The sequence below is a fragment of the Ampullimonas aquatilis genome, from assembly GCF_049675895.1.
GTDB classification, from domain to species: Bacteria; Pseudomonadota; Gammaproteobacteria; order Burkholderiales; family Burkholderiaceae_D; genus Ampullimonas; species Ampullimonas aquatilis.
On the sequence record NZ_CP183834.1, the window covers coordinates 2,908,799 to 2,922,477 of the forward strand.

The window sequence follows — 13,679 nt, forward strand, 5'->3', positions numbered from 1 at the left end:
CTTTACATTTAGAATCGATACTTAAGGGGTGTATCAGTCCTAATTCTTCCATTTACCTGGGTGGTTATTGCTTATGACAGCTTGTATCGGATTTATTGGTGCGGGAAACATGGGTTTTCCGATGATTGAGCATTTATCTGCCGCCGGATTCACTTTGCAGGTTTTTGCTCGGCGTCCGCAGACAAAAGACAAATTAAAACAATTGAATATCGCTATTTGTGGCTCACCTCAAGCAGCGGCTCAGGGTGCACAATTCATTTTGACAAACGTGACCACGACTGAAGATGCCGAGGACGTCATTCTTGGGCCACAAGGTGTGATCCATAGCGCCGCGCCTGACTCAGCAGTGATTGATATGAGTACCATTTCTGCTGTTGCCACCCGGCAGATTGCCGAACAGCTACGACACCGGCAAATTCATATGCTGGATGCGCCTGTCTCTGGTGGCGTAAAAGGAGCACAATCCGCCACACTATCCATTATGGTTGGTGGCAAGGCCGAAGTACTTGAACGGTGCAGACCCATATTGTCTCGCTTGGGTACGACAATCACCCATATTGGTGATCATGGTGCCGGACAGATTGCCAAAGCGTGTAATCAGATCGTGCAAGTCATCAATATTGCTGGTATTGCCGAAGCCATGCATTTTTGCAAGCAATTTGGTGTCGACCCACAAAAAATGCTACCAGCCATTGCGGCCGGTATGGCCGGAAGTAAGATGCTGGATCTAATGGGTCCCAAGATGGCAAACAGAGACTTTGTTGCCGGCATTGAAGCCCGTTTGCATCATAAAGATCTGGCTTTGGTGGATCATCTCATTGCCGATCAGCATGTCACGCTACCCACACTGGGCACGGTGCTAAAACAGCTTGATACGCTAATGGAACAGGGATGGGGTTACGATGATACGGCTTCGCTATTACGGGTACTGGAATTGCCCTCGACTGATAATAATCTACCAGACAAATAACCATGACCACTCGCTATCAACATATTGTGATTGAAGGACCAATAGGGGCTGGTAAAACTTCACTGGCCAAAAAACTGGCACTTCATTTACATGCACAAACCCTGTTTGAAGCACCAGAGCAAAATCCGTTTCTATCCCATTTTTATGAAGATCCTGCACGTTATGCGCTGGCAACGCAACTTTTTTTCCTGACGCAGCGCATTGATCAAATCAGAAACTGTCATCCTCTTAAGCAGCAATCAGTGAGTCTGGTAGGTGATTATCTTTTGGAAAAAGATCAATTGTTTGCCGAGCTGACGTTAAGCGTGAGTGAGTTCAAGCTATACAAAACGCTATGGAATGAAATGAAGCCGGTTGTACCCACTCCAGACTTGGTCATCCTGCTTCAGGCGCCTGCCGATATCCTGGCCGGTCGAATTGCCAAACGACAAATATCCAGCGAGACCGGTATCGGCATTGATTATCTGCAAGAACTCAATGAAGCTTATGATCGCTTCTTTCATCACTATGATGCAGCACCTGTACTCATCGTCAATGCAGCCCACTTTAATCCAATTGATAATCAGGAAGACTTTTCACTGTTATTGAGTCATATGGCAAACATGAAAGGTCGTCGTGAATTTTTTAATAAGCAGCCCTAATCATTATGAGCACTCATACTATTTCCGATCTTCCTCTGACATTACCCAAACTTTTGCAAATGCACGAGTCTGGCGAAAAAATTGCTGTATTGACATGCTATGACGCCAGCTTTGCCGCCCTGTTTGATTATTGCGGTGTGGACTGCATGCTGGTAGGTGATTCGCTTGGTATGGTATTACAAGGGCACACGACCACCTTACCGGTCAGTAACCACGATATGGCCTATCACACAGCCAGCGTAGCCCGCGCAAAAAAACGGGCCTGGCTTATTGCTGATATGCCATTTGGTGCTTATGGCTCCATTGATCAGGCTTTTGATAATGCGGTTGAGCTGATGCAAGCCGGTGCACAAATGGTCAAACTGGAAGGTGGTAGCTGGCTGATTGATACCGTCAAACATTTGACAGACCGCAGCATCCCCGTATGTGCCCATCTTGGCCTGACGCCACAATCAGTCCACCAACTCGGAGGCTTCAAGGTGCAAGGAAAAACTGAAGCAGCGGCTGAAAAACTCAAAGCTGACGCGCTGGCCCTGCAAGATGCGGGGGCAACCATGTTAGTACTGGAGGCTATTCCAGCTCAATTGGCCAAAGAAGTGACGCAATTGTTAAACATCCCAACCATTGGGATTGGCGCTGGTGTTGATTGTTCGGGACAAGTACTGGTCATGCAGGACATGCTGGGAATTGGGCTACCCGAAGCAAAAAAACCACGCTTTGTTAAAAATTTCATGACCGACAAGGATGGCGCTCATCGCACGATTGAAGAGGCTGTAAAAGCCTATGTCATGGAAACTAAAAATAACCTGTTTCCAGAGTTCATTCATACCTATCCTTAAGTCATTTGCCCAATCATCACATCATTCATTAATCAAAATTTTGTTACTGAATGTGTGATCGATTTGGACAGGAATTCTTTCCTATCTGCTGATTGACTACGGCTGTTAGATTCCCAGACTGTAATCCAGCATTAATTTTCAAATTAATAAACATTAAAAATCACCTGAAAAACAGGTCAGCCAGGAGACGCTGCATGACTTTAAGAAGAAATGCCCTGAAAGGCATATTACTGATCAGCCTAGGAATGATCTGTACTCGTACCATGGCAGAGCCCGGTGTCACAGACGACACCATCAAATTTGGCATGTCCAATCCATTGTCAGGCAATAGTGCCGAATATGGGCGGCAGTTAAAACTGGGCATGGATATCTATTTTCAGCACATCAACAATGCGGGCGGCATCAATGGCCGCAAGCTAGAGATTGTCTCTTTGGATGATGGTTATGAAGCCTCGCGTACTTTGGCCAACACCAAAGCGCTGGTAGAAGAACACAAGGTTTTTGCTCTGGCGTCCTACTACGGCACCAACAATATCGTGAACACAGCACCTTATTTGAGTGAAGTTCATGTGCCCTTGGTCGGGGTCATCAGTGGCGCTGAATCGATTCGTGAACCAGCCAATCCATACATCTTCAATACCCGTGCCAGCTATCATGATGAAGCTGTCGCCATCACAGCTCAGCTGGATTCACTGGGCATGAAAAATATGGGGATCATTTATCTCAACAATGGATTTGGTCGCTACGGTTTCAGTGGCGTGATGACTGAGCTCACACGACTTGGCCGCAAACCGTCTATGACCGCCTATCTCGATCCAGAATCCCCCAATATCGAAGCCGCGGCTGCGGAAGTGGAAAAAGCTAATCTGCAAGCTTTGGTGATTGCCGCCAATCATAAGCCTTCTGCCGATTTAATCAAGGCCATTCATGCCAAACGTCACTATCCACAAATCATCGTTCTGTCACCTGTGGGAGCTGACGCACTTTTCAAAGAAATTGGCCCTGATAGTCAGGGTGTTGGCATTTCTCAAGTCATGCCATTCCCATGGAGTACGTCGGTACCGATAGTGAAGGAATATCAGGACATGTTAAAAAAGTATGGCAAAGAAGAAGCACCGTCATACTACACATTAGAAGGCTTTGTGAATGCCAAACTGATTGTGGATGCACTCAAAAAGCTGGGTAGAGATATCACACGTGCCAAATATATTGCCGCACTTGAAGGTACGCACGACTTGGGTGGATTTGTGCTCAAATATGAAGGTAAAAACCGTAGCGGCACCAAGTTTGTTGAGATGACCGTGGTCGGTAAAAACGGTAAGGTATTGCGGTAATTGGATGAATGACTGTGTGATTTAAATTTTCATTAAATCACACAGTCAGTTTGAATCTGAATACGAGAACAAATTGCGGCTTCTGCAAACTTATTTAGAACTGATTTCCAAAAGGTCCGCTTTTCAATAACAGCAAACAGGCTTTTGTTTATTCAGAAAAGAAACTTTTCACACGATCCATCCAGCCTTTTTCCTGTGGATTGTGACGCTCACCACCAGCCTTGGTCAGTACTTCAAACTCACGCAAGAGTGCCTTTTGCTTGTCAGTCAGCTTGATGGGTGTTTCAACGGCCACGTGGCAATACAGATCTCCCGCATAAGCTGAACGCACCCCCTTGATACCCTTGCCACGCAAACGGAAGGTCTTGCCCGACTGCGTCCCTTCGGGCACAGTAAAGCTCGCTTTGCCATTTAGCGTGGGTACTTCAATATCACCACCCAAGGCGGCTGTAATAAAGCTGATTGGCATCTGGCAATGCAGGTCATCTCCATCACGCTCAAAGACGGCATGTTGCTTGATATGGATTTCCACATACAGGTCGCCGGGAGGACCACCATTGACACCAGGCTCGCCATTACCCGTAGAACGAATCCGCATGCCGTCATCAATACCGGCAGGAATCTTGACTTCCAGTGTTTTGTTTTTCTTGATGCGGCCTTGTCCACCACAGCTGCTGCAAGGCTCGGGAATAATCTTGCCGCTGCCGTGACATTTTGGACAGGTTTGCTGGATCGAAAAAAAGCCCTGTTGCATCCGCACCTGACCATTGCCATTACAGGTAGGGCAAGTCGTGGGTTTGGTGCCAGGCTTGGCACCTGAGCCATGACAGACTTCACACTCATCCCACGAGGGTACGCGAATCTGTGTATCAAAACCCGCCGCGGCTTGATCAAGCGTAATTTCGAGGTTGTACTTGAGATCGGCACCACGATACACATTACTGCGTGAACGCCCACCAGCACCGCCACCACCGAAAATATCACCGAAAATATCGCCAAATGCATCCGCAAAACCACCGTTAAAACCAGCCCCACCGCCGCCGCCCATATTGGGGTCGACACCCGCATGACCAAAACGGTCATAGGCTTCACGCTTGGAAGTATCGGAAAGCATTTCATAGGCTTCCTTGGCTTCCTTGAATTTTTCTTCGGCTTCTTTACTGTCTGGGTTGCGATCCGGATGGTACTTCATGGCCATCTTGCGATAGGCCTTCTTGATTTCCTCATCGGTAGCGTTCTTGGCCAGACCCAGTGTTTCGTAATAATCGCGCTTAGTGCTCATGCTGGTAACTCACGCCTTGTACTCTTAGATAGCCCAACCGCCGAGGTTCCAATCATCATGCAATGACGGGAGCGACTCAGCGGCAGGGGAAAGTCTGATATGCAATAAAGCGCCATCAGACAGCTTAATGAAGGGTCATGCAACCCGGATTATTTTTTGTCCTTGACCTCGGTAAATTCGGCGTCAACAATGTCGTCGTCCTTGGCATGATCAGCGCCGCCAGCAGCTTGCTCGGCACTACCTGCAGCACCGGCAGCAGCTTGTTGAGCTTGCATGTCAGCATACATTTTTTCACCCAGGGTCTGCGACACTTTCATCAATGCTTCGGTCTTGGCTTCAATCTCAACCTTGTCGGAAGACTTCAATACTTCCTCAGTCTCCTTGATGGCGGCTTCAATCTTGGCCTTTTCGTCACCACTGATTTTGTCACCATATTCTTCCAGTGATTTTTTCACGGAGTGAACAGCAGTATCGGCCGCATTACGGGCAGATACCAATTCCAGCAATTTCTTGTCTTCCTCGGCATTGGCTTCGGCATCCTTGACCATTTTCTGGATCTCGTCTTCTGACAGACCCGAGTTGGCCTTGATGGTAATTTTGTTTTCCTTACCCGTGGCCTTGTCTTTGGCACCCACGTGCAAAATACCGTTGGCATCGATGTCAAAAGTCACTTCAATCTGTGGCGTACCACGTGGTGAGGGCGGAATGCCTTCGAGGTTGAATTCACCCAGCGTCTTGTTGCCCGCCGCCATTTCACGCTCACCCTGGAAGACTTTGATGGTCACGGCAGACTGGTTGTCATCAGCTGTAGAAAAGGTCTGGGCAAACTTGGTTGGTATCGTGGTGTTTTTATGAATCATCTTGGTCATCACGCCACCCAGGGTTTCAATGCCCAATGACAATGGCGTTACGTCCAGCAGCAAGACGTCTTTCACATCACCTTTGAGCACGCCACCCTGAATTGCAGCACCCACTGCCACGGCTTCATCAGGGTTCACGTCTTTACGTGGCTCACGACCAAAGAATTCTTTCACTTTCTCTTGTACTTTAGGCATCCGCGTCATACCACCGACCAGGATCACATCGGAAATTTCAGCAGCGCTGACACCAGCATCTTTCATGGCAATGCGGCAAGGTGCAATCGTGCGCTCGATCAATTCTTCAACCAGTGACTCCAACTTGGCACGGGTCATTTTCAGGTTCAAGTGTTTAGGACCAGAAGCATCAGCCGTAATGTAGGGCAGATTGATATCGGTTGAAGCCGAAGAAGACAATTCAATTTTTGCTTTTTCGGCCGCATCTTTCAGACGTTGCAATGCCAGTACATCTTTGGACAGGTCAACGCCCTGTTCCTTCTTGAATTCACCAATGATGTAGTCAATGATACGTTGGTCAAAGTCTTCACCACCAAGGAAAGTGTCACCGTTGGTGGAAAGCACTTCAAATTGCATTTCGCCATCGACATCAGCGATCTCAATGATGGAAATATCAAACGTACCACCGCCCAGGTCATACACAGCAATCTTGCTGTCACCCTTGGTTTGTTTGTCCATACCAAAGGCCAAAGCCGCCGCAGTTGGTTCGTTGATGATCCGTTTGACTTCCAGACCGGCAATCCGACCCGCATCTTTGGTCGCCTGACGTTGGCTGTCGTTGAAGTAAGCTGGTACCGTAATCACCGCCTCGGTGACTTCTTCACCCAGGTAGTCTTCAGCGGTTTTTTTCATTTTGCGCAAGACCTCGGCAGACACTTGCGGTGGTGCCAGTTTTTTGTCACGCACGCCTACCCAGGCATCACCGTTATCGGCCTTCATGATGGTGTAAGGCATCAGGTTGATGTCTTTTTGGACTTCTTTTTCTTCAAAACGACGACCGATCAAACGCTTGACCGCATACAGTGTGTTTTTAGGATTGGTCACCGCCTGACGTTTGGCCGAAGCACCCACCAGAATTTCACCGTCTTCGGCGTACGCAATAATGGAGGGGGTGGTACGTGCACCTTCGGAGTTTTCAATGACCTTGGGTGTGTTGCCTTCCATGATGGCCACACAGGAGTTGGTTGTACCCAAGTCAATACCAATAATTTTTCCCATGATTTCCTCTAGTTTCCTTAATGATGAGTGAGGTTGTCGCAGCTTGCGCAAACATCACTGAGAGCGTGTTCAAAAAACTTCTGTACCGCAGATTTGGCTTACCCCTGTTTTTTCAAGGGGCATTGATGACAAAATCTGCAAATTATTTCAATTCGATGAAGCGGGGAATTAACAGTCAGTCTGCTGTCAACCTTACAAAAAGCTTTTTCCGATTCATTATCACCAAAAATATACTCCCAATATGTATTTTTACAAGCCTATATTTAAAGCACTTAAGGGCTGATAAAATCAGCATACTCCACAGAAAAGCCATTTATTGGCTATTTTGGAACTGTCGCAGCGAGCTGTAACTGCGCCACCACTTCGCAAAAATACGGCAAACCCTGCCAGCCAGTAACTCTTCCCAGCTTTTTACCCGCCCGAAAAAAATAAAAGGCGGGCACGCCATGCAGACTAAAACGTCTGACCAATTCAGCATCGTCATACACATTGGCCTGCAACCAGCGCAGCTTTAAGGCCAGCAGCGCTTCGAGCTGCTGACTCGCCTGCTTTTTAAACTGCTCGCAATTGAAACAGTCGGTGCCCCACCAGTAAGCAACGGTCAATTCGTCACTATCGGCCAACACAGCATCCAGAGTTGTGGCGCTGACCGCCTGCATGCCGAGCTGAGTGAATAAATCCATCAACAGGCTGGCTCAAATAAAGCGTGGAATTATTTAGGCGCAGCAACCGTCACCAACGCTGGCCGCAAAACCCGGTCCGCAATCAGATAACCCTTTTGCAGCACCGTCACCACCGTATTGGCTTCTTGCTCGGCAGGTACCATCGAAATGGCCTGATGTTTGTGCGGATCAAACTTTTCACCAACTGGATTGATCTCCATGACCTTGCCTTTTTCAAAGGCGCTGACCAGCTGTTTGAGCGTCAACTCAACGCCTTCCTTGATTTTGATGACATCACCGGAATTATCAGCAGCCGCCGCTTCAAGACTGTCTTTGACGGGCACCAGCGCTTCGGCAAATTTTTCAATCGCAAACTTGTGCGCCTTGCCAATGTCTTCCTGAGCGCGACGGCGAATGTTTTCACCTTCAGCCACAGCACGCAAATAGGAGTCGTAGTTTTCTTGCGATTTAGCCAGTGCAACGGCTAATTGTTCTTCCAGGCTTGGCTCGCTTGACACAGCAGCTGGTATTGCAGCCTCAGCAGCGATTTCGGATTCGGGAGTGATTTTTTCTTCAGACATAATTAAAAAGTAAGTGAGATAACCGAGAGCAGATGGGTATGATCAGTTTTTTTTCAAGAGCAGCCGGATTGTAAAGCCTTGTTGAAGTCGACAACTGCCACTCATTGACAAAAAATACGCAAAACGAAATTAAGACAAATCGGCCAATCCCCAATCTGTCAGCAGATTGCATGCATAACACACCCCATCAAATGCCCATTAAAAAAGGAGCCGCAGCTCCTTTTTTAATCATCTTCCATCAAGCAATTACACCAGTACCACCGGTGCTGCCGTCTGTTTACCTGCAAAATCCAGCCAGCAACGCGCCTTGAAGTCATACAACTTGCAACGCTGTGCCGTTTCAAAATACCACTTCCAGGAAAAACGCTGCACCACAATCCGGTCAGGCAAGGCGTGTTCCAACAATTGCTGCGCCTGTTTGAGGTGATACAAGGGAATGCTCATATCCACATGATGCGCCGTATGCTCCATGATGTGATGCAGCAAGGCACCGACACCCTTGCTGAAGGTCAGATGCACGGTGGTGGAGACAAACGGCTGCGCTTTGGCCCAGATATTTTTGTCATCGTACCAAGCCACGCTAGTATGCGTATGGTGCACGTAAACCACAAAACCGATCATGCCATTCCAGAAAATGAAGGGTAGTAAAAAGCCGGTCGACCATAGCAACCAGGCCGACTGATCCGTCGCCTGCGCAGCCCACACCAAAGCAGCCGACCACAGCGCGGCCACTGCCGTCACCAGCAAACCGTCCCACATGAAGGCAGAGCGGCGGGTTGGCATTCTTTCTTTACTGGGGAAGTACATTTTCAGCCACCAGATTTCCACCAGATAATAGAGCCAAGGTGCCCAGCCACTGCGGTAGATCCGCTCCAGCGTCCGGCGCCAGGCGGGCAGCGCGGCAAACTCCTCCACCGAGCGCGGTTCCCAGACAAAATCCACGCCCTTTAAATTGGTATAGCCATGATGCACCACGTTATGGCCAACATCCCACAGGCTATAAGGTGTGAGCGAAGGCAAGAAAGCAATGCGCCCCAGCCACTGATTGAGTTTGCGGTTGGGCGTAAAACTCATATGGCAGGCATCGTGCCCCAAAATAAACAAACGGCCAATCATGAAGCCTGCCGCGGCACCGAGCAATAACTTCAACCACCATGCGCTAGTCAACACTACACCCACAATCAGGCTGGCAAAAATCAGCCAATCCACACTGAGCAAAATAATGGAGTGCGCCACCGTGCCACGCGACAACGGCGCCAGCCATGAACGAATAACTTTGCGATGCGGCAGCGGTAAACCGGGCGCCAGGGGTTCAGGCACCGGCAAAACAATCGCCGAAGCTGAATAATGAGTGGCATTGACAGCCTCATTGACGGCCGTATTGACAGCATTTGTGCCAGCGTTGGATGGATGGGAAGCGGGAGTTGAAACAGCAGAATGTTTAGTTTTCATGCAGTCTATTTTCAATAGTCAACAAACTTGGCAAGGCACGTCGTAGCGTGCCCGATTATAGGTGAGAGCAAGAATTACGGTATAGCGCTTCTCATGCTAAGGGTTTTTACGGGGTGCCATTTGACCTCGCTCAAGCCCAAATTGAAAACAGTCTAGCTGAAAAGTAAAAAACTGGGTACTTCCACTCAATAGCCTAGACAGGCTTTCAATTTAAGTACGCTTGGCATTGATTGCCAATTTGGCAGCAAAATCAAGCGTACTTGATCAATAGATACTCATTAGTAGTAAAAAAACAGACCCTTATTTAACGCACTCAAGACGACATATTTTGCATATACCCCCTATTTTTGAGCTAAGTGGAGTCATTCTTAAAGCACATTGCAGGCTTAAACTCCTGCACTAGAAACACTATTTTGGCTACCTGATCCGTTTCAGTTATCCGTTTGATGTCAATAGGTTTTGTTGTCGTGCAGACAGACTTACTCCTGCGGGCGGGGTGCCAGTTCACGCAAAATCCGCTCGGCCTGTTTTTGCACCTGCTCGGGTGCAGTACCGCCCAGATGATTGCGGGCATTGAGCGAACCTTCCAAGGTCAGCACGACAAACACATCTTCCTCAATCAAGGGAGAAAATGCCTGCAAATCGGCCAGCGGCAAATCACTCAAGTCACAGCCTTTGGTTTCGCAGGCGCGCACGGCATGCGCCACGGCTTCGTGGGCATCACGGAAAGGCAAACCTTTTTTGACCAGATAATCAGCCAAATCTGTCGCCGTCGCAAAACCCTGCAAAGCGGCGGCGCGCATGGCTTCTGGCTTGACGGTAATACCACCGGCCATGTCGGCAAAAATGCGCAGCGTGTCGATCACGGTATCCACTGTGTCAAACAGCGGTTCCTTGTCTTCCTGATTATCTTTGTTGTAGGCCAGCGGCTGACCTTTCATGAGCGTGAGCAAACCCATCAGATGTCCATTGACGCGACCGGTCTTGCCGCGCGCGAGCTCTGGGACGTCGGGATTTTTCTTTTGCGGCATGATGGAGCTGCCGGTGCAGAAACGATCCGCAATATCAATGAAGCCAACCCGCGGACTCATCCACAGGATCAGCTCTTCGGACAAGCGGGAAATATGGGTCATGATGAGCGCGGCAGCGGCACAAAACTCGATGGCAAAATCGCGGTCACTCACGGCATCCAGAGAATTCTGGCAGACACCATCAAACCCCAGGCTGCGCGCCACGCGTTCACGATCAATCGGAAAACTGGTGCCCGCCAAAGCGGCTGCGCCTAGCGGCAACCGGTTGATGCGCCCCAGGCAATCATGCATACGCTCGCCATCGCGGCCAAACATTTCCACATAGGCCAGCAGATGATGGCCAAAAGTGACTGGCTGGGCAACCTGCAAATGGGTAAAGCCGGGCATCACCGTGGCCGCGTTGGCCAAGGCCAGTTTGGCAAGCGCACGACGCAAGTCTTCGAGCTGTTCCATGATATCGACCACGGCGCTGCGCAAATACAGGCGAATATCGGTGGCAACCTGATCATTGCGGGAGCGGCCAGTGTGCAGACGCTTGCCTGCGTCGCCAGCCAATTCCGTCAGGCGGCGCTCAATATTGAGGTGAACATCTTCCAGATCGAGCTGCCAGACAAATTCGCCGCGTTCAATTTCACCGCGAATCTGCGCCATGCCTTTGCGGATGGCAAAGTGGTCAGACTGGCTGATAATGCCCGTTGCTGCCAACATTTCGGCATGAGCGAGTGATCCTTGGATGTCAAACATGGCAAGGCGCTTGTCAAAGAACACCGAAGCCGTGTACCGTTTGACGAGATCGGAAACTGGTTCCGAAAACCTGGCCGACCAGGCTTCGGCTTTTTTATCGAGTTGGTTGGACATAATTTCAATTCTTATATGAAGCCCCAAATTATAAAGGACGCGCCTATTCCTGCAGCGCTTTTAAACTGGCCCGACTGCTGCAATGCCGGCGTGGTGTTGCGCGTGCTGCTGGTGGTCAATGCCTGCGTGCTGATTCCGGCACTGCTGGATTTGCAGGATCCGACGCCCTGGGCCGAGCGCATGGCGCAGTCGGCCATGCTGACGGAACCTGCCACACTCATCACCCTGTTGCTGTTATGCGGGCTGCGTCATCTCATTATTAAAGTGAACCTTGCCCTGCCTACCAGCCAACTTGCCCAACCCCTGCAATGGGCTCTCGCAATGGCCGTGGCTTTTTTAGTGACGTGGGGAATCGATGCCATTGCACTCGGCTGGTGGCGCAATCTGCTCGGGCTCAGTCAACATCCGCTGCACGCCGTTTATGCAGGCTTGGCGGCAACGTTATTGACCTTCATTTTTTTGCATTACTTTGAACTGCGCAGCAAAGCCTTTTCACCTGCCTTGAACGAAGCACGCCTGACAGCACTCACGGCACGCATTCGACCCCACTTTTTTTTCAATAGTTTAAACACGGTACTCGCACTGATTCGCAGTGAACCCAGAAAAGCAGAAAATACCCTGGAAGATTTGGCCGAACTATTGCGCACACTGATGCGTGATGCCCGCCAGCAAGTGCCCTTGCAGGAAGAGCTGACCTTGTGCGAACGCTATTTGAATATTGAACGAACCCGACTGGGCGAACGACTCAGCATCAAGTGGGATATTGCCGCGGGTCTGGGACCAATACTGGTCCCTTCCTTGCTCTTGCAACCTTTGCTGGAAAACGCGGTACATCATGGTGTGGAGGTGGTTGCTCAGGGCGGCTGGATTCATGTTTCAATCGCACGCATCAATGAGCAGTTGCAGATCATCATTGAAAATTCTCGCGTCCCCGGCGTCAAAAGCCAGCCCGGCAATGGACTGGCCATGGACAATATTCGTGAAAGGCTGGCCTTGCAATATGATTTCACGGCCCAGTTGCTAGTGGATGACCAGCCTGACCACTTTACCGTTACTGTTAACCTGCCTTTGCAATCATGAGTCACACCCCGCTGTTCACATTAAACATTCTCATCGTTGACGATGAAGCGCCAGCACGGCTGCGTATGAAGACGCTCTTGGCTGATGTGGCTGATGAATGCAGCGACTTACCCCTTCAGATCGGTGGTGAAGCCAATAATGTAAATGCGGCACTAGCCAGCCTGACCAGCTTATCTATCAATGTGGTACTGCTCGACATTAATATGCCCGAGCAGACTGGTCTGGCTTTGGCGGCCGAACTGAAACAACGCTACCCGAATAGTCAGGCGCGTCCTGCCATTATCTTTACCACCGCCTATGATGAATATGCACTGGATGCTTTTGCACTCCATGCCATCGACTATCTGGTGAAACCGGTACGCGCCGCTCGGCTTAAAGAAGCATTGCTGAAAGCACGCACTTTTTTGCTTGGACAAACCCCCTTCATTGCACCAGGCAACCAGCTTGAGCCGAGTGAATCCAAGTCCAATAGCGCAAGCTATCAACCCGACTGGCGTACGCACTTTGTGGTGCATGATCAGGGCGCCATCAAACGGATTGATGTCAATGAGGTGTGTTATTTAAAGGCCGAACAAAAGTATGTGGTGCTGCGTACTGCCGACCGCGAATACTTGCTGGAAGCCTCACTCGCAACACTCGAAAACGAGTTGACTGGACGTTATATCCGCATTCACCGCAATGCCTTGGTCAACCTGTACTTTTTGAGCGGCATTGAAAAGATACTGATGAATAACGGCGAAGATGCCGACTTTACCTGGGTCACAAAAATTCGTGGCGTGGATGATCGACTCCCTATTTCACGGCGCCAGCTGCCGCTGGTACGAGAAGCCTTAGAGCGCTGAACCAACCATACCGA

Annotated in this window: 12 protein-coding genes; 6 read left to right on the forward strand and 6 right to left on the reverse strand. The window is 49.6% G+C overall.

The genetic code is table 11. From position 1 onward, the window contains the following. Positions 1-73: 73 nt before the first annotated feature. The 4 genes from ACMYR3_RS13575 to ACMYR3_RS13590 all read left to right on the forward strand — a co-directional run bounded on the left by ACMYR3_RS13575 (position 74) and on the right by ACMYR3_RS13590 (position 3,784). The gene (locus ACMYR3_RS13575; RefSeq protein ID WP_424192470.1) at positions 74-970 is read left to right on the forward strand and encodes an NAD(P)-dependent oxidoreductase; all 897 of its coding nucleotides are present in this window, start codon (positions 74-76) and stop codon (positions 968-970) included. 2 nt (positions 971-972) lie between these two features. Continuing rightward, positions 973-1,611 (forward strand): deoxynucleoside kinase, encoded by a 639-nt coding sequence (locus tag ACMYR3_RS13580; protein ID WP_424192471.1) that lies wholly within the window; start codon positions 973-975, stop codon positions 1,609-1,611. Positions 1,612-1,616: 5 nt separating this feature from the next. Further along, positions 1,617-2,450 (forward strand): 3-methyl-2-oxobutanoate hydroxymethyltransferase, encoded by an 834-nt coding sequence (panB, locus tag ACMYR3_RS13585; RefSeq protein WP_424192472.1) that lies wholly within the window; start codon positions 1,617-1,619, stop codon positions 2,448-2,450. 194 nt (positions 2,451-2,644) lie between these two features. Then, complete coding sequence (locus ACMYR3_RS13590) at positions 2,645-3,784, forward strand: ABC transporter substrate-binding protein (RefSeq protein ID WP_424192473.1); 1,140 nt, start codon at positions 2,645-2,647, stop codon at positions 3,782-3,784. 148 nt (positions 3,785-3,932) lie between these two features. Here ACMYR3_RS13590 and dnaJ read toward each other — a convergent pair whose 3' ends face one another. The 6 genes from dnaJ to argH all read right to left on the reverse strand — a co-directional run bounded on the left by dnaJ (position 3,933) and on the right by argH (position 11,743). Then, on the reverse strand, positions 3,933-5,066 hold the full coding sequence (gene dnaJ, locus ACMYR3_RS13595) for a molecular chaperone DnaJ (RefSeq protein ID WP_424192474.1): 1,134 nt from the start codon (positions 5,064-5,066) through the stop codon (positions 3,933-3,935). 149 nt (positions 5,067-5,215) lie between these two features. After that, the gene (dnaK, locus tag ACMYR3_RS13600) at positions 5,216-7,159 is read right to left on the reverse strand and encodes a molecular chaperone DnaK (protein WP_424192475.1); all 1,944 of its coding nucleotides are present in this window, start codon (positions 7,157-7,159) and stop codon (positions 5,216-5,218) included. A 320-nt stretch (positions 7,160-7,479) separates the two neighbouring features. Next, positions 7,480-7,842, reverse strand: a complete 363-nt coding sequence (locus ACMYR3_RS13605) for a thioredoxin family protein (protein WP_424192476.1) — start codon at positions 7,840-7,842, stop codon at positions 7,480-7,482. A gap of 29 nt (positions 7,843-7,871) precedes the next feature. Continuing rightward, positions 7,872-8,402, reverse strand: a complete 531-nt coding sequence (gene grpE / locus ACMYR3_RS13610) for a nucleotide exchange factor GrpE (RefSeq protein ID WP_424192477.1) — start codon at positions 8,400-8,402, stop codon at positions 7,872-7,874. Positions 8,403-8,648: 246 nt separating this feature from the next. Beyond that, positions 8,649-9,854, reverse strand: coding sequence for a fatty acid desaturase (locus tag ACMYR3_RS13615; RefSeq protein ID WP_424192478.1), 1,206 nt, complete (start codon positions 9,852-9,854; stop codon positions 8,649-8,651). A gap of 479 nt (positions 9,855-10,333) precedes the next feature. Then, positions 10,334-11,743 carry an argininosuccinate lyase gene (gene argH, locus ACMYR3_RS13620; RefSeq protein ID WP_424192479.1) on the reverse strand — a complete coding sequence of 470 codons (1,410 nt, stop codon included), beginning with the start codon at positions 11,741-11,743 and terminating at the stop codon, positions 10,334-10,336. 15 nt (positions 11,744-11,758) lie between these two features. On the opposite strand from argH, the gene ACMYR3_RS13625 reads away from it, so the two are divergent. Further along, positions 11,759-12,823 (forward strand): sensor histidine kinase, encoded by a 1,065-nt coding sequence (locus ACMYR3_RS13625; protein ID WP_424192480.1) that lies wholly within the window; start codon positions 11,759-11,761, stop codon positions 12,821-12,823. Further along, positions 12,820-13,665 (forward strand): LytR/AlgR family response regulator transcription factor, encoded by an 846-nt coding sequence (locus tag ACMYR3_RS13630; RefSeq protein WP_424192481.1) that lies wholly within the window; start codon positions 12,820-12,822, stop codon positions 13,663-13,665. The genes ACMYR3_RS13625 and ACMYR3_RS13630 overlap by 4 nt, the downstream gene beginning before the upstream one ends. Positions 13,666-13,679: the final 14 nt, after the last annotated feature.